Raw genomic sequence first — 16,551 nt, forward strand, 5'->3', positions numbered from 1 at the left:
TCAGCTGACCCTCAGCGTCACCCGCTCGCCCGCCCGGCTCACGTCGACGAGCTCGACGTGAGCCGCGGCGTAGGTGATCCCCTGCGGTCCCCGCCGCGCGGTGTGCAGCTGCGTCCGGGTCTGCTCACCACGCCCCGGCTGGCTCAACTCCAGCGCGACGACGGCGTCGCCGGACCAGACACAGGTCACGTTCTCCGGGCAGCGGGAATCCTCGACCAGGCGCGTGTAGCGCACGGTGAGATCCCGCGTGGTCAGGCGCGCCTCCTGGCCCTCCGCCAGCGTGACGTCCCGGCCGGGCTCCGCGGGCACCGTCGCGGCGGCCGCCGGCCGTGGCGCGCCGGGCCCGTCGAGCGTGTGCGCGAGCGCGACGGAACCCCCCGCCCCCACCGCGAGCACGGCGACGGTCGCGATGGCCAGAGCGAACTTGTGCGCGTCCATGGGGTCAGGACGGAGAGATCACCGGAGGCGGTTGCACGAACGCGTCAGAAGTCCTCGTCTTCCGAGTCGCCCGACGAGCCGTCCCCGCCGCGGATCATGAAGAGGACGCCTTCCAGCTCCTCCGGCTTGATCAGCACGTCGCGGGCCTTGGAGCCCTCCGAGGGCCCCACCACGCCGCGGCTTTCGAGCAGGTCCATGAGGCGCCCGGCCTTCGCGAAGCCGACGCGGAGCTTGCGCTGGAGCATCGACGTGGAGCCGAACTGCGAGGTGACGATGAGTTCGGCGGCCTGGAGCAGCACGTCGAGGTCGTCGCCGATGTCGGGGTCGATTTCCTTCTTGTCGCCGGCCTTCTGGGCCGTGACGCCGTCGGTGTAGTCGGGCTGGGCCTGGTCCTTGGCGAACGCGACGACGGCCGCGATCTCCTCGTCGCCCACGAAGGCGCCCTGGATGCGCACCGGCTTGCCGGCGCCCATGGGCAGATAGAGGGCGTCGCCCATGCCGATGAGCTTCTCGGCGCCGGGCTGGTCGAGGATGACGCGCGAGTCGGTGAGCGACGAGGTGGCGAAGGCCAGCCGCGAGGGCACGTTGGTCTTGATCAGGCCGGTGACGACGTCGACCGAGGGCCGCTGCGTGGCCAGCACCAGGTGGATGCCCGCGGCGCGCGCCTTCTGCGTGATGCGCACGATCGCGTCCTCGACGTCGCGCGGAGCGGTCATCATGAGGTCGGCCAGCTCGTCGACGATCGCCATGATGTACGGGTACGGCCGATACTCGCGCTCGCTGCCCGGCGGCGCCGTGATCTCGCCGGACTTCACCTTCTTGTTGTAGTCGTCGATGTGGCGCACGCGGTTGGCCTGCATGTCCTGGTAGCGCTGCTCCATCTCCTCCACCAGCCAGGCCAGCGCGGCGGCGGCCTTCTTCGGCTGGGTGATGATGGGCGTGATCAGGTGCGGGATGCCCTCGTACGGCGTGAGCTCGACCATCTTCGGGTCGATCAGGATCATGCGGCACTCGTCCGGCGTCGCGCGCGCGAGCAACGACACCAGCATCGAGTTGACGAAGCTCGACTTACCGGAACCGGTGGAGCCCGCCACCAGAAGGTGGGGCATCTTCGTGAGGTTCGCGGTGACGAAGTGGCCCTCGATGTCCTTGCCGAGCCCGATCACCATCGGGTGGTTGTCCTTGACCGTGGTCGGCGCGCGCAGCACGTCGCCGAGGCGCACCATCTCGCGGTCGGAGTTCGGCACCTCGATGCCCACGGCCGACTTGCCGGGGATCGGCGCGAGCAGGCGGACGTTGTCCGTGGCCACGGCGTAGGCGATGTTCTTGGTGAGCGCCGTGATCTTCTCGACCTTCACGCCCGGGCCGAGCTCCACCTCGTAGCGCGTGACCGTGGGGCCGCGGGTGAAGCCGGTGACCTGCGCGTCGATGCTGAACTGGTCCAGCACGCCGGTGATCGCCTCGATCATGGCGTCGTTGGCCTTGCTGCGGGACTTCGGCACGTCGCCGAGCTTCAGCAGATCGGCTGACGGCAGCTGGTAGTCGCCCTCGACGGTCCGCGTGACGGCCAGCGGCGGCTCCGGCGCCTTCTTCGGCTTCTTCTCCGGGACCTCTTCGACAGGCTTCGGCTTGGGCGGGCGCACGGGCGTGGCCGGCTCGGCGAGCATCGCGTCGAGGTCGAGCTGCTCGCCCTCGGCGTCGGCGCTGCTCTGCCGGCGGCGCGACGGCTTGCGCAGCCGCACGTTCTTCGGGTCGGCCTCGGCCGTGATGTCCTCGGGCTCGGGTTCGGCGTGCTCGGCCTCGATGTCGGCCAGCTCGTCCTCGTCGAGCCCCCACGTGCGCAGGCGATGCGGGATCTCGCGCACGGGCGTGCCGGTGAACACCAGCACGCCGAACAGCAGCGCCAGGATCAGCAACGGCACCGCGACCCACGTGGTCACGCCCTCGGTGAGCAGTCCGCCGGAGAACGCGCCGATGATGCCGCCGGCGTACATGCGCCCGTCGTTCGTGCTGGGCAGCGCGGTGAAGATGTGCAGCATCCCGAGCACGGACAGCACCACCAGCAGCGTGCCGATCACCATCCGCGGCCGTGTCTCCGGAACCGGCTCCGAGCGCATCAGCGCGACCGCGATCACCACCAGGACCAGCGGCAACGTGACCGCACCGGCGCCCAGCACCGTGCGGGTGGCGACCTCCACGGCCGCCCCGATCGGCCCCGCGGCCCGCCACCACACGCCGACGGCCGCCACGATCGCCAGCGCGATCAGCCCGAGCGCCAGCCCGTCGCGACGGTGTTCCGGCTCCAGCTCACGCGTGCGCCCGACCGTGCGGGCCAGCGAGCCGACGCCCTTGGCCACCAGGTTCCACGTGCCACGCACCCCGCGCCCGAACGCACCGGACGACTTCGTCCGGCCACGCCTCGGCGCCGGCTTGCGCGCGGAGCTGCCGCGCGCCGAACCACTGCGCGCCGAACCATTGCGCGCCGGGCTCGCCTTCGTCGGCCGGGCCCCCGAAGACCTCGGCTTCGCGGGCGTGCGCGACCCCCGCGCCGGCGTCTTCCCGCCGCCGCTCGCCGTGCTCCTCTTCCTCGTCGCCGACCCAGACATGCCTCCACGGTAACGGCCCGGACGCGATAGTCCCATGCGCCACTCTCAGCGCAGGGGAAACAATCGTCACGGATCTCCCGGCCGACCTGGCAGATCTCCGGCTAGCAGAGCATTTCGGCCGTCGCGACGATCTGCTCGGCCATCGCCGGGTCCACCGCCACCGCGGCGCCGGTGAAGTCCCAGGTCGCGGTCGCGAGCACGGCCGCGTGGTCCTTGCCCTGCGCGACGGCCGCACACAGGTCGTGGCCGTTCACGACCGCGCGGGCCTGGTTGGTCACGAAGCTGGGGTGGATCGAGCCGAGGGCGGCGAGGTAGGTCCGCTCGCGAGGGCCGATCGCCACGCTGTGCGGGTGGGGCCGGGGCGTCGGCGCCGGGGCGGCGGGCTCCGGCCCGGCACAGGCGGTGAGAAGGACCAGCAGGCCGGCGACGAGGAGGGGTTTCCGCACGGCCGCTACAGCGCGGCCGCGGGTCGTTTCGTTACGGAGCCGAGGTAACCACCCTTTCGGGGAGTGATCCACCCCGTGTCATGCTCTGCGCATGTTCGCGCTGCAACAGGACGACCTGCCGAGCCCGCGCCGGGCGCCGGCGATTTGGCGGACGATGCTGAACATCGACCGAGGGCTGGTGAACCTGGTCGGCCGGCTCACGGTGTCCGGGTCGGTGCCCGCGAGCCTGCGCGGGCGGCCGTTGCTGATGGCGGCCAACCACATCGGCGTGTTCGACGCGTTCGTGCTCATGGCGGCGTGCAAGCGGATCGGCATCAACCCGCGGTTCATGCTGGCCGGCGGCATCCTCGACGCGCCGGTGATCGGGCCGGCGTTGCGCGTGAGCGGGCACCTGCGGGTGGACCGCAAGCACGCGGCCACGGCCATCGGCCAGTTCACCGAGGCCGTGGAGGAACTCAAGACCACGCGCGAGCCGCTGATCGTCTACCCCGAGGGGCGGATCAGCCACGACCCCGGCCTGTGGCCCGAACGCGGCAAGACGGGCGCGGCGCGGCTGGCGCTGGCCGCCGGCGTGCCGGTGATCCCGATCAGCCAGTGGGGCGCGCACGAGGCCGTGTACTGGGGCACCGAGACCGTGAACGGGCCGGCCGACCTGGTGCCGCTCGCCCGCTCGGGCCTGAGCGCGCCGCTGCGCCGGCCGAAGTTCAAGGTGCACTTCGGGGCGCCGGTGGACCTGTCGGACGTCGAACCCGAGCGGCCGGGCGCCGGGGTGCGCGCCCACGCGAAGATCATGCAGGCGATCACCGACGGGATGGTGCCGCTGCGCCGCGACGAGCTCGTGCGGCCGAAGTTCCACGACCCCACGCGCCCGACCGACACCGTCAGCCCGTGGAAGCCCGGCCCGCGACCCTGACGGCTGGGCCACGAGCCACCTGATCACGACCGGCCGGCCGCGAGCACCCTGCGACCCATACCCGTTCCACCCCGCGGACATCACAGCCGGCGCGCCCGCCACTTCGCCTAGAGTCGCGGGGCGTGAGCACACGCATCCTCGTCGTCTACTACTCCGCCACCGGCAACACCGCCGCCCTCGCGTCCGCGCTGGCCGAGGGCGCGCGGGAGACCGGGGCCGACGTCCGGGTCCGGACCGTGCGCGAGACCGCGCCGCCCGAGGCCGTCGCGAGCAACCCGCGCTGGCAGGCTTGGGTGGATTCCGGTCCGCACCACGAGTACGCCACGCTCGCCGACCTCGAGTGGGCCGACGGGCTCGCCGTGGGCAGCCCCACGCGGTTCGGCGGCCCCGCAGCGCAGCTGAAGTCCTTTTTGGACAGCACGGGTGGCCTGTGGGCGCAGGGAAAGCTGGCCGACAAGGTCGCCACGTCGTTCACCACGGCGTCGACCGCGCACGGCGGGCTCGAGGCGACCGTGCTGGCCACCAACAACATCTTCTACCACTGGGGCGCGATCGTGGTGCCGCTCGGTTACGGCGACCCGCACCTGAAGGAGTCGGGCAACCCGTACGGCGGCTCGTTCGTGTCGCGCAAGTCCGCGGCCCCCGACGACCTCGCGCTCGGCGCGCTGCAGCGCCAGGGCAAGCGGCTCGCCACGATCACCACCCACATCGTCACCGGTCAAAAAGCTAACCACTGAATCGCTTTCGGTGGTCACGAGAACGTCGTACTGTCGTTCGTCGTGACCACCGAACTGCCCGTCGTCACGCCACCCCGGGTCGCGCACCGCGGCCGCGGGGTGACGTTCGTGCTGCTCGCCGCGCTGTTCTTCAGCACGTCCGGCACGCTCGGCAAGCCCGCGATGGCCGCCGGGATGAGCCCGGAGCAGGTCGCGACCATCCGCATCGGCTTCGCGGGCCTGCTGCTGCTCGTCGGCACGGCCCTGGTCGCGCCCCGCACGCTCAAGGTCCGCCGCGGCGAGTGGCCGATGCTGCTCGCCTACGGCCTGCTCGGCGTCGCCGGCACGCAGCTCGCGTACTTCATCGCCGCGGACCGCGTGCCCGTGGGCATCGCGATCCTGCTGGAATTCCTCTCCCCCGTGCTCATCGCGCTGTGGGTGCGGGTGGTCCGCCGCACGCACCTGCCACGCGCGATGTGGCTCGGCATCGGCCTCGCGATCCTCGGACTGACGCTCGTCGCCCAGGTCTGGCAGGGGTTCACGCTCGACGCGATCGGCGTGCTCGCCGGTGTGGGCGCGGCCGTGTGCTCCGCCGGCTACTTCCTCATCGGTGAACGCGCGGTGGCCGACCGCGATCCCCTCGGCTTGGTCACCTGGGGCATGGTGATCGGCGCCGTGATCGTGTCCGTGGTGAGTCCCCCGTGGACGATCCCGTGGCCGCTGGTGCGCGACACCGTGGCGTTCGGCCCGTGGACGCCGCCGATCTGGCTGCTGCTCACGCTGCTGGTGCTGATTTCCACCGTGCTGTCCTACCTGCTCGGCATCAACGCCCTGCGCCACCTGCCCGCCTCGGTGGCCAGCGTGCTCGGCCTCCTCGAACCCGTGGCGGCCACCGCCTTCGCGTGGGCGCTGCTCGGCGAGGCCCTCGCGTGGCCGCAAGCCCTCGGCGCGGTGATCCTGCTCGGCGGAGCGTATGTGGTGCAACGGTTCTCGAAGGGCGTCACCTAGTCCTGGACCTGGCCCTGGTCACCTAGCCCTGCCGGGTGGGCCGGATCGTGAGGTCGCCGATCTCGACGTCGTCGGGCTGCTCGATCGCGAACGCGATGGCCCGCGCCACCGCGTCGGGCCCGATGCCGAGGGCCGCCATCGCCTGCTGTGCCTGCCCACCGTCCTCGACGTGGTCCACGAGCTCGGTGCGCACGAAACCCGGCGAGATCGACGTCGTGCGCAGCGAGCCGTCCGTCGACTCCTGCCGCAGCGCCTCCAGCAGAGTTCGCACGGCGTTCTTCGTCCCCGCGTATACGGCCTGCGTGGGCACGATCTTGAGGCCCGAGGTCGACACCGTGGTCACGAGGTGCCCGCGACCCTGGCGGCGGAACACCGGCAGGGCGGCGGCGATGCCGTGCAGCACCCCGCGCAGGTTGACGTCGATCATCGTGTCCCAGTCGGCCACGTCCAGCTCGGCCACGGGCGCGATCCGCGCGACGCCGGCATTGGCCACCAACACGTCGAGCCGGCCGAACCGGTCCACCGCCAGCGCCACCAGCCGCTCGAGGTCGGCGCGCCGGGTCACGTCCACTTCGGCCGGCTCGGCGCGGCCGCCGTCGGCCCGGATCCGGGCCACGACCTCGGCCAGCCGGTCCGTGCGCCGCGCCCCCAGCACCACCGCCGCCCCGCGGCCGGCCAGCTCCAGCGCCGTCGCCTCGCCGATCCCGCTGCTCGCGCCGGTGATGGCGACGACCTTGCTGTCCCACGTGCTCATCGAAACCCCTAAACTGACAACTGTCCGCTTACGGTTCCGACCGTACCGGACACTTGTCCACTTCGTCGAGCGAAAGGAGATCGCCCGTGGTGGCGAGCCGTTCGGACGCGGTGGCCAACCGCGACCGCATCGTCGAGACCGCGCGCGCCGAGCTGAGCAGGTCCAACGGTGCGATCGCCGACCTCAAGCTCCACGCCGTGGCCAAGGCGGCCGGGGTCGGGCAAGGCACGCTGTACCGGCACTTCCCGACCCGCGAGCACCTGCTGGCCGAGGTGTACCGCCACGAGCTCACCCAGCTCGTGGAGGCCGTGGCGCCACTGCTGGCCGAGCACCCGCCGCTCGCGGCCCTCACGGCCTGGCTCGACCGGCTCGTGGGCTACGCCCGGGTGAAACGCGGCGTGATGGCCGCGATCGAGGCCTCGGCGTGGCAGGACCTCTACGCCGATCAGCACCACCGGCTCGACGAAGCGCTCGGCACGCTGCTCGAACGCGGCCAAGCCGCCGGCGAGGTGCGCGAAGGCGTCGACGCGGCCGACGTGATCCTGCTGCTCGGCGCGTTGTCGCGGATCCCCGAAGCCGAGTGGGACCGGCGCGCGATCACCGTCGTGGCGCTGGTCGTCGACGGCCTGCGCCCACCCGCCGCGGGCTAACGCCCGGCGACCTGCGCCAGCGCCGCGTAGAACACCTCGCCGATCTTCGTCGGATCGCGGGTCACGTAGGCGCCGCCGCCGGTGATCGCGGTGATGGCCGACAGCTCGCCCTCGTCGGCGGTCGGACCGATGCCGATGGCGATCACCGGCAACGGGTGCGCCGGGTCGGCCAGCCCGGTGAGCCCGGTCAGGAACGCCTCGCGGCTGATGCCGTTCGCGTCCTCGTTGCGGCCGTCGGTCATCACGATCACCACGTTGAGCACCCCGGGCCGCCAGTCCCGGCGGGCGGCGCCGTAGAGGTCGAGCACGGTGTCGTACAGGCCGGTCCCCGCGTCCGGGATGGCCCGCACCGCCGCGAGGCGCGCCAGATCGGCTTCGGTGAGGTGCTGCGCGACCAGCGCGAGCGGCAGCACCTCGCGGTAGTCCTTCGGGCCGTCGAGCCCGGTCGCGAACTCCCAGATCCCCAGCTGCGTCGAGGGCCGGAACAGGTGCAGCGCCTGCCGCGCCGCGGCCACGGTCACCTGCATCCGGTTGAGGTCCGTGCCCGGCACGCGCGCCTGCATCGAGCCGGACACGTCGAGCAGCACCTCCACGCGCGCGTCAAGGTTCACGCCCGCCCACTGGCTCAGCAGCACCTGGAGGTCGGCGGACGACGGCAGGGGCGCGCTGCGCTGTCCGGCCGCCACCACGTGCTGGTCGCCCTCGTGCCCCGCCAGCGCGTGGCCCGGCACCCGCAAGCCGGCCCGGTCGAGCGCCGCGCCGTCGGCCAGCACCGCCTGCTCCAACGCGTCGATGGCCGAGCTCTGCTCCGCGTTGGCGCCGGTCAGCCGCGCGAACGGGTAGTCCAGCGCGGGCGCGCCCGGGGAGTACACGGCCACCAGCGGCGCCGCCGGCGTTTGCGCGTTGTGCCGAACGACGGCGCTCTCCGCGGCCGGATACGCCGCCGCCGCCCCGCCGCTCACGGTGAACCGCCGCAGCACCGCCGCGAACGCGCCCGCCGGGTCCGGCGCCGAGCCCACCGCGTCGCGCAGCCCGGCCAGCGCCACGGTGGCGACCGGATCCTGCCTCGGATCCGGCGTGGTGAGCACCGCACCCGGCGCGTCGACGACGTCGGTCCAGGTCAGCGTGCGCGCGGGCCAGCCGAGGCCACGCGCGGTGCCCTCGGGCACGGCCAGGACCACCGGCGAGCTCGCCACGGCCGGTCCCGAGTCCGGCACGTCCGCGGCACCCAGCCGGCGCGCCCACTGCAGCGCGAGCGTCGAATCCGGTACCCAGACCTGGCCGCGGTCGCCGCCGCGCGCGCCGAACCCGGCCACGGCCTGCGCGGTGTCGCGCGGGCGGATCTCATAGGTCCGGCACGAGGTCGAAAGCCCCTGCGCCGCCGAGGAAAGCACCGGGGCGACGTCGGGTGAGGCGGTCACGACCACGTGCGCCGCGCCGCACCGGGCCTCCAGCGCGGTCGCCACCCACACCCCGCCGCCGAGCACGAGCAGCACACAGAGAGCCAGCGGCACCAGCAGCCGGCTCCGGCTCTGTTTCGGCACGCTCGAATGACGGCCCACCGGCGCGTCCTTCCTGCTCGAAGCAGGTTAACTCCGCCGCGGACCCCCGCATTAGGACGAACGTCGTAAAGCCGGACTCGTCCCTGAGGGTGAGGCCGGACCCACCTCACGCGGGATGTGCGCGGCCGCCTGACGCGCGACCATGGGTTCCACGACGAGGAAACGGGGGCAGCCGTGACACCGACCAAAGCCGAACAGCGCCGGGCCCGCAACGCACTCGCGCGGCAGGGGGCCGTGCTCGCCTTCGTGCTGCTGATCGCCGCGATCAAACGCTGAGGGCGCACGAAAAACCGCCGCCGCTCCCCTGGTCCAGGAGAGCGGCGGCGGCGGTGGTGAGCGTGAAAACTCAGACCGGGATGACCGTGGGCACGATCATCGGCCGGCGCCGGTAGGTGTCGGCGACCCAGCGGCCGACGACCCGGCGCACCGCCTGCGCGATGCGGTGGGTGTCGGTGATGCCTTCGGCCTCCGTGCGCGCCAGCTCCATCTCCACGAGCGGCACCACGGAGTCGAGCGCCTTCGGGTCGTCGGAGAACCCGCGGCCCGACACGGTCGGGCTGCTGACCGCGCGGCCCGTGCTGGAGTCGACGGCCACGCTGATCGAGATGAAGCCGCCTTCGCCGAGCACCAGCCGGTCGGACAGCGTCGACTCGCCGACGTCGCCCACCGAGAGGCCGTCCACGTACACGTGGCCCACCTCGACGCGTCCGGTCCGCGAGGCCTTGCCGTCGACGAGGTCCACGACCACGCCGTCCTCGGCGATCACCACGTTCTCCGGCGACACGCCGGTGCGGATGGCCAGCTCGCCGTTGGCGCGCAGGTGCTTCCACTCGCCGTGCACCGGCATCACGTTGCTCGGACGCACCGCGTTGTACAGGTAGAGCAGCTCGCCGGCCGACGCGTGGCCCGACACGTGGACCTTCGCGTTGCCCTGGTGCACCACGTTGGCGCCGAGCCGGGTCAGGCCGTTGACCACACCGAACACGGCGGTCTCGTTGCCCGGGATCATCGAGCTGGCGAGCACCACGGTGTCGCCGGCGCGGATCGAGATCTGCCGGTGCTCGCCGCGCGCCATGCGCGAGAGCGCCGAGAGCGGCTCGCCCTGCGAACCGGTGGACACGAACAGCACCTTGCTCTCCGGCAGGAGGCTGGCCTGGTCGAGGTCCACGAGCAGGCCGTCGGGCACCTCGAGCAGCTTCAGGTCGGCCGCGATGCCCATGTTGCGGACCATCGAGCGGCCCACGAAGGCGACCCGGCGGCCGTGCCGCACGGCGGCGTCGAGCACCTGCTGCACGCGGTGCACGTGGCTCGCGAAACACGCGACGATCACGCGCTGGTCGACCCGGCGGATCACGTCGTCGAGCACCGGGCCGATGTCGCGCTCGGGCATCACGAACCCGGGCACCTCGGCGTTGGTCGAGTCGACGCAGAACAGGTCCACGCCCTCGTCGCCCAGGCGCGAGAAGCCCGCGAGGTCGGTGAGCCGGCCGTCGAGCGGCAGCTGGTCGAGCTTGATGTCGCCGGTGTGCAGCACGACCCCGGCCGGCGTGCGGATCGCGACCGCCAGCGCATCGGGGATCGAGTGGTTCACGGCGAAGAACTCGAGGTCGAACGCGCCGACCTTGCGCCGCTCGCCTTCGCGCACCTCGATCAGGTTCGGCCGCTGCCGGTGCTCCTTGGCCTTGGCCGCGAGCAGCGCGTTGGTGAACCGCGAGCCGTAGATCGGCACGTCGGGCCGCAGCCGCAGCAGGAACGGGACGGCGCCGATGTGGTCTTCGTGCCCGTGGGTGAGCACGAGGCCGTCGACGTCGTCGAGCCGCTCCTCGATCGCGCGGAAGTCGGGCAGGATCAGGTCGACACCCGGCTGGTCGTCCTCGGGGAAGAGCACGCCGCAGTCGACGATCAGCAGCCGGCCGTCGTACTCGAAGACGGTCATGTTGCGTCCGACCTCGCCGATGCCGCCCAGCGCGACGACGCGCAGGGCGCCTTCGGGCAGGGCGGGCGGGAGGTTCGTGGGTCCGGGTCCGGGGGGAAGTGAGCTCACCGGGGCAAGGTCCCAACGCTGGTGTGTGAGGTGGGGGCGACGTAGGCCGCCTGGGAATCCGCTTGTGCCACCCGTGCACCATGCCAGTCCGGAGCCGCGCTGTCGCCCAGCGGCACGCCGCCCTGGGCCAGATCGGCGGCGATCAGGGCACTTTGCTCGTCCGTGGCGGGCACGACGGGCAGCCGCGGGTCGCCGATGTCGAACCCGCGCAGCCGCAGCGACGCCTTGGCGAACGCGACGCCGCCGACGCGCGACATCGCGCGCATCACGGGCAGCATGCCGCGGTGGTTGGTGCGGGCGGTGGAGGTGTCGCCGCTTTCGTAGGCCTCGATCATCGCGCGGATGCGGCCGGCCACCACGTGGCCGATCACGCTGACCACGCCGACGCCGCCGACGGCGATCCACGGCAGGTTCAGGCCGTCGTCGCCGGAGTAGTAGGCCAGGTGCGTGTTGGCGATGACCTCGGAGCCGGCGATCAGGTCGCCCTTGGCGTCCTTCACCGCGGCGATGCGCGGGTGCTCGGCCAGCCGCAGCAGCGTGTCGACCTCGATGGGCACGATCGAGCGCGGCGGGATGTCGTAGAGCATCACCGGCAGCTCGGTGGCGTCCGCGACCGTGGTGAAGTGCGCGAACAGGCCGGCCTGGCTGGGTCGCGAGTAGTACGGCGTGACCACGAGCAGACCGTGGGCACCCGCCTCGGCGGCGGCGCGGGCCTGCTCGACGCTGTGCGCGGTGTTGTTCGTGCCGGCCCCCGCCACCACGGTGGCCCGGTCGCCGACGGCCTCGACGACGGCGCGGATCAGCGCCGCCTTCTCGTCGTCGCTCGTGGTCGGGCTTTCACCGGTGGTGCCGTTGAGGACCAGTCCGTCGTTGCCCAGCTCCACGAGGTGCTCGGCGAGCTCCTGGGCCCGCTTCAGGTCCAGCGCGCCGTCGCGGTCGAAGGGCGTGGCCATGGCCGTGAGCACGCGGCCGAACGGACGTCCGGGCGCTGCGGTAGGTGGAGTGGACATGGTGTTGACGGTACCTCGTCGAACGGGTGAACCCGGGCCCGACCTGGTGAAGATCGGAGAATTTCCCGGGTGGGCGGGCAGCGGGCGGAACATCTCGCGCGGTTACTTGACCTTGGTGGTGATCTCCGCCGGGATCTGGGCGTTGCCGGGCTTGGCGAGCACGCAGTAGAAGTCGCGGTTGTAGTCCCGGTGCTCCTCGGTCGGGGCCAGCTCCCACTCGTGCTGCGTGGGCACGATCGCCTGGAAGATGAGCCCGGTCCGCTGCTGCTCCGGCACCAGCGACGAGTGGAACGACGCCGCGCAGCGCGCCTCGGCCAGCCGGCTCACGGACTCGAGCCCGGGGTAGGCCGCGACCTGGGCGTCTTCGGTGCTGTAGCTCTCCACCGGCAGGATCCCGCCGATGTCGTAGACCTCGAGGGTGTGGCTCTTCTCGCACGGTGTGCTGTTGTCGTCGCTGATCACCACGCCCTGCTGCACCGCGGCGTTGAAGCAGCGGTAGTAGGAGATCTCCGCCTTGAGGAACCCGTCGGGGCCGTAGGTGACGGTGGGCTGCAGCTGCGGGTCGGTCTTCGGGGTCCACACGGGCTTGCCGAGGAAGAAGCCGCCGACCAGCGCGGCGACCACGAGCACCGCGGCGCCCGCGAGCCACCGGCCGCGACGGGAGCGGCCGGCGGGCGGCGTCGCGGTGCGGGTCGGCGCCGCGAACCCGGCCGGCGCGGTGCTCCCGTGGGGCGCCGGGAGGCTCGAAGGTGCGGTGCTGCCGGCCGGCGGGGTCGGCGGCTGGCCCGCGGCGGTGGCGAGCAGGTGCCGGGCCTGCGGGGCCGTGAGCCGCGCTTCCGGTTTGGCCACGAGCAGCCCGAGGATCGCCGCGGCGAGCGGGCCCTGGCCGCGGGTGAGGTACGGCACCTCGGTCATGATCGCGTGCAGCGTCGCGGCCGTGGTGGCGCGCTCGAACGCGACGATGCCCTCCACGGCGAAGAAGAGCGTGGCCCCCAGCGACCACAGGTCCGATTCGGGCATGGCCTCGCGGCCCTCGACGCGTTCGGGCGCCATGAACGCCGGCGAGCCCACGATCACGCCGCTCGTGGTGAGGCGCGGGTCGTCGATCGCGTGCGCGATGCCGAAGTCGGTGAGCTTCACGCGGCCGTCGGGCGCCACCATGATGTTGGCGGGCTTCACGTCCCGGTGCACGATCCCGGCGGAGTGCGCGGCCTGCAGCGCGGCGAGCACGCGGTCGCCGATCACCGCGACGTGCGCGGCCGGCATCGGCCCCTGGCTCCGCACGAGGTCGGCCAGCGTCGGCGCTTCGACGAGCTCCATCACGATGAACGTGGCGCCGTTGTCGGTCACCACGTCGTAGACCGTGACCACGGCCGGGTCGTTGAGCCGCCCGCCGGTGCGCACTTCGCGCAGCACGCGTTCGGAGAACACGGCCTGGCCTTCCAAGTCCGGCAGCCGCAGTTCCTTGATCGCGACCTGCCGACCGATCACCTGGTCCTGCGCGCGCCACACGATGCCCATGCCGCCGCGCCCGAGCTCGCCCAGCAGCAGGTACCGGCCGGCGACGAGCCGCGGCCCGGGCGCCGGGCGGGTCGGGTCGTACGGGCGCGTCTGTTCGTCGGTCACTGGGCCGGGCTCCTCGTTCGGGGTCGCGCGAATGCTAGTCGGACCTCGCCCGGAGCCGGCCGGTTCCGCCGGATTCAGCCGGCGACGGTGAGGTAGATCAGCGCGATGTTGAGCGTGATGATCACGGCCGCGACGCACCACGCCAGCGTGGTCGTGACCGTCCGGTTCACGTCGGTGCCCATGAGCTGCTTGTCCGAGGTGAGGCGGATCAGCGGCACGAGCGCGAACGGGATGCCGAACGACAGCACCACCTGCGAAACCACCAGCGCGGCACTCGGGTCGGCGCCGAGCGCGAGCACCACGATCGCCGGGGTGAGCGTGACGAGCCGGCGCACGAGGATCGGGAACTTCTTGCGCAGCAGGCCTTGCATGATCATCGCGCCCGCGTAGGCACCGACCGAAGTGGACGCGAGCCCCGAGGCCAGCAGCCCGATCGCGAACAGCAGCGCGACCGTGGGGCCGAGGGCCGTGGCGACGGCGCCGTGCGCGCCCTCGATGGAGTCGACGCCCGGCTGGCCCTGCAGGTTCGTGGCGGCGAGCAGCAGCATGCCGAGGTTCACCGCACCGGCCAGCAGCATCGCGAAGCCGACGTCGTAGCGGGTGGCGCGCAACAGGCTGCGGCGCTTCTCGGGAGCAGGCGTGCCGTGGCGGTCGCGCACCAGGCCGGAGTGCAGGTACACCGCGTGCGGCATCACGGTGGCGCCGAGCATCGCGGCGGCGATCAGCACACTCTCGGAGCCGGCGAAGCGCGGTACCAGCCCGCTCGCGATGCCCGACGGCGAAGGCGGCTCCACGAACAGGCTCGCCAGGAACCCGATCGCGATCACGGCGAGCAGGCCCGTGACGACGCGTTCGAACGTCCGCTGACCGCCGCGGTCCTGCACCGCCAGCAGCGTGAGCGACACCAGGCCGGTGATCAGGCCGCCGACCACGAGCGGCAGGTCGAACAGCAGGTTCAGCGCGATGGCGCCGCCGACGACCTCGGCCAGGTCGGTCGCCACGGCGACCACCTCGGCCTGCGCCCAGTACGCGAGCCGCGCCGAGCGGGGCAGCCGTTCGCGCACCGCCTCGGGCAGCGACTGGCCCGTGACGAGCCCGAGCTTCGCGGAGAGGTACTGCACCAGCACGGCCATCAGGTTCGCCGCCACGATCACCCACACCAGCAGGTAGCCGAAGCGCGCGCCGGCGCTGATGTTCGACGCGACGTTGCCCGGGTCCACGTAGGCCACCGACGCCACGAACGCCGGGCCGAGCAGCGCCGAGCCCGCCCGCAGCCGGGCGAGCCTGCGCGGCCGGACCGCTTCCGCCACCGCCATCTCGTCACCCTCCGCCTGTCGGGTCTCCCAACTCGAAGTTTAGGCATGCCGAACTTTCGAGGGCAAGGGTGGGCTCGGCCACCACCCCGTTGGCCGAGCCGGACGACGAAGGCCCTCCGTCCTGGTGGGCGGAGGGCCTTCGCGCTGTTCAGGGGCGCTGTTCAGAGGGCGCTTTTGAGGGCACTGTTCGGGGCCGTGGTCAGGCCGGTACGCCGACCTCGTGGCCGCTGTCGCGGAACGCCTTCACGGCGCGGTCGAGCTCGGCCGCGCGCACGAGGATGTGGTCGGTGTCGAACGTGGACAGGGAGAACAGCGCGACGCCGGCCGCGGCGAGTTCGGAGGCCAGCGCCGAGATCACGCCGGTGAGCGTGAATTCGAGCGGCCCGCGCACGCTCATCAGGCGCCAGCCGTGCTCCACGACCCCGCCCGAGGGCTCGCGGCCCGTCGGGCAGATCACCGAAAGCTCTTCCGGCGTGCGGGTCACGGACACCAGCGCGGGGCCGGCGGGGTCGAGCAGGTCCGCGGGCACGGGTGCGTCGGCGGGCAGGCGCACCACCGAGTAGTCACCGGGGCGCACGTCGATCGCGAGTCGTTTCATCAGCCTTCGAGAACCTTCGGGCTCGTGGCGATCTCGGTGCCGTCGGGCAGCGTCGAGATCGTGAAGTCGGCGAACACGTTGCCGGCTGCTTTTTGCAGCTCGCGCAGGCATTCGATGGCCAGTGCCCGGATCTCGACGTCGGCGTGTTCGGTGGCGCGCATGGCCACGAAGTGGCGCCAGGCGCGGTAGTTGCCGGTGACGACGATGCGGGTCTCGGTGGCGTTCGGCAGCACCGAGCGCGCGGCCTGGCGGGCCTGCTTGCGGCGCAGGGTGGCGCTCGGCGCGTCGGCGAACTTCTCCTCCAGGCCGGCGAGCAGGTCGGTGTAGGCGTCGGCGCTCGCCTGCGCGGCCTTGAGGAACTTCTCGTGCAGCACGGGATCGTCCGCGATCACGTCGGGTTCCACCAGCGCGGCGTCGTGCTCGGGCACGTAGCGCTGGGAGAGCTGCGAGTAGGAGAAGTGGCGGTGGCGGATCAGCTCGTGGGTGAGCGAACGCGAGATGCCGGTGAGGTAGAAGCTCACGGACCCGTGCTCCAGCACCGAAAGGTGGCCGACCTCGATGATGTGGTCGAGGTAGCCGGCGTTGGTGGCCGTTTTCGGGTTCGGCTTCTTCCACGACTGGTAGCAGGCGCGTCCGGCGAACTCGGCCAGCGCCTGTCCCCCGTCGGCGTCCGTCGACCACGGCACGTCCTCCGGCGGGAAGAACTCCGTCTTCCCGACCAGCTGCACCCTGGGCGACACGGTCTCGACCACGTCAGCACTCCCTTTCCCGGCGGCTCCCGGCCGCAACTCTAACCGCGCGCCCGGAAGACGCCACCGTGATGTCAGGTGGTTCCTTGACTGATGTCACTAGTGACGTCATAGT

Annotated in this window: 16 protein-coding genes; 5 read left to right on the forward strand and 11 right to left on the reverse strand. The window is 72.2% G+C overall.

The features are described 5' to 3' along the window. Positions 1–438 carry a hypothetical protein gene (locus tag VSH64_RS20335; protein WP_326837214.1) on the reverse strand — a complete coding sequence of 146 codons (438 nt, stop codon included), beginning with the start codon at positions 436–438 and terminating at the stop codon, positions 1–3. 44 nt (positions 439–482) lie between these two features. Further along, positions 483–2,816: an FtsK/SpoIIIE family DNA translocase gene (locus VSH64_RS20340; RefSeq protein WP_326837215.1), complete on the reverse strand. Its 2,334-nt coding sequence runs from the start codon at positions 2,814–2,816 to the stop codon at positions 483–485. Between VSH64_RS20340 and VSH64_RS20345 the strand changes: the two genes are divergently transcribed. Then, positions 2,806–3,057: a hypothetical protein gene (locus VSH64_RS20345; RefSeq protein WP_326837216.1), complete on the forward strand. Its 252-nt coding sequence runs from the start codon at positions 2,806–2,808 to the stop codon at positions 3,055–3,057. The two genes, VSH64_RS20340 and VSH64_RS20345, sit on opposite strands and share 11 nt — an antisense overlap. A gap of 88 nt (positions 3,058–3,145) precedes the next feature. On the opposite strand, the gene VSH64_RS20350 is transcribed toward VSH64_RS20345, so the two are convergent. Then, entirely contained in the window at positions 3,146–3,490 is a 345-nt protein-coding gene (locus tag VSH64_RS20350) for a lipoprotein (RefSeq protein ID WP_326837217.1), read from the reverse strand. A 91-nt stretch (positions 3,491–3,581) separates the two neighbouring features. On the opposite strand from VSH64_RS20350, the gene VSH64_RS20355 reads away from it, so the two are divergent. The 3 genes from VSH64_RS20355 (at position 3,582) to VSH64_RS20365 (ending at position 6,127) form a co-directional block, all read left to right on the forward strand. Further along, entirely contained in the window at positions 3,582–4,403 is an 822-nt protein-coding gene (locus tag VSH64_RS20355) for a lysophospholipid acyltransferase family protein (RefSeq protein WP_326837218.1), read from the forward strand. Positions 4,404–4,525: 122 nt separating this feature from the next. Beyond that, positions 4,526–5,140 carry an NAD(P)H:quinone oxidoreductase gene (gene wrbA, locus VSH64_RS20360; protein WP_326837219.1) on the forward strand — a complete coding sequence of 205 codons (615 nt, stop codon included), beginning with the start codon at positions 4,526–4,528 and terminating at the stop codon, positions 5,138–5,140. Positions 5,141–5,182: 42 nt separating this feature from the next. After that, positions 5,183–6,127: an EamA family transporter gene (locus VSH64_RS20365; protein ID WP_326837220.1), complete on the forward strand. Its 945-nt coding sequence runs from the start codon at positions 5,183–5,185 to the stop codon at positions 6,125–6,127. A 22-nt stretch (positions 6,128–6,149) separates the two neighbouring features. Here VSH64_RS20365 and VSH64_RS20370 read toward each other — a convergent pair whose 3' ends face one another. Continuing rightward, positions 6,150–6,881, reverse strand: a complete 732-nt coding sequence (locus VSH64_RS20370; RefSeq protein WP_326837221.1) for an SDR family oxidoreductase — start codon at positions 6,879–6,881, stop codon at positions 6,150–6,152. Between the two features lie 89 nt (positions 6,882–6,970). Here VSH64_RS20370 and VSH64_RS20375 point away from each other — a divergent pair, with 89 nt between their 5' ends. Then, complete coding sequence (locus VSH64_RS20375; RefSeq protein WP_326837222.1) at positions 6,971–7,531, forward strand: TetR/AcrR family transcriptional regulator; 561 nt, start codon at positions 6,971–6,973, stop codon at positions 7,529–7,531. On the opposite strand, the gene VSH64_RS20380 is transcribed toward VSH64_RS20375, so the two are convergent. The 7 genes from VSH64_RS20380 to thyX all read right to left on the reverse strand — a co-directional run bounded on the left by VSH64_RS20380 (position 7,528) and on the right by thyX (position 16,439). Next, a complete protein-coding gene (locus VSH64_RS20380) occupies positions 7,528–9,075 on the reverse strand; it encodes a VWA domain-containing protein (protein ID WP_326837223.1) in 1,548 nt (515 codons plus the stop codon). The genes VSH64_RS20375 and VSH64_RS20380 overlap by 4 nt on opposite strands. A 364-nt stretch (positions 9,076–9,439) precedes the next feature. Continuing rightward, a complete protein-coding gene (locus VSH64_RS20385; RefSeq protein ID WP_326837224.1) occupies positions 9,440–11,137 on the reverse strand; it encodes a ribonuclease J in 1,698 nt (565 codons plus the stop codon). Then, entirely contained in the window at positions 11,134–12,147 is a 1,014-nt protein-coding gene (dapA, locus tag VSH64_RS20390; protein WP_326837225.1) for a 4-hydroxy-tetrahydrodipicolinate synthase, read from the reverse strand. Before dapA ends, VSH64_RS20385 begins: the two co-directional genes overlap by 4 nt. 102 nt (positions 12,148–12,249) lie before the next feature. After that, a complete protein-coding gene (locus VSH64_RS20395; protein ID WP_326837226.1) occupies positions 12,250–13,773 on the reverse strand; it encodes a serine/threonine-protein kinase in 1,524 nt (507 codons plus the stop codon). Positions 13,774–13,847: 74 nt separating this feature from the next. Beyond that, a complete protein-coding gene (locus VSH64_RS20400) occupies positions 13,848–15,089 on the reverse strand; it encodes an Nramp family divalent metal transporter (protein ID WP_326837227.1) in 1,242 nt (413 codons plus the stop codon). Between the two features lie 199 nt (positions 15,090–15,288). Then, on the reverse strand, positions 15,289–15,687 hold the full coding sequence (locus VSH64_RS20405) for an ACT domain-containing protein (protein WP_326837228.1): 399 nt from the start codon (positions 15,685–15,687) through the stop codon (positions 15,289–15,291). Next, positions 15,687–16,439 carry an FAD-dependent thymidylate synthase gene (thyX, locus tag VSH64_RS20410; RefSeq protein WP_326837229.1) on the reverse strand — a complete coding sequence of 251 codons (753 nt, stop codon included), beginning with the start codon at positions 16,437–16,439 and terminating at the stop codon, positions 15,687–15,689. The genes VSH64_RS20405 and thyX overlap by 1 nt, the downstream gene beginning before the upstream one ends. Positions 16,440–16,551 lie beyond the last annotated feature (112 nt).

The sequence above is a fragment of the Amycolatopsis rhabdoformis genome, assembly GCF_035918295.1.
GTDB classification, from domain to species: Bacteria; Actinomycetota; Actinomycetes; order Mycobacteriales; family Pseudonocardiaceae; genus Amycolatopsis; species Amycolatopsis rhabdoformis.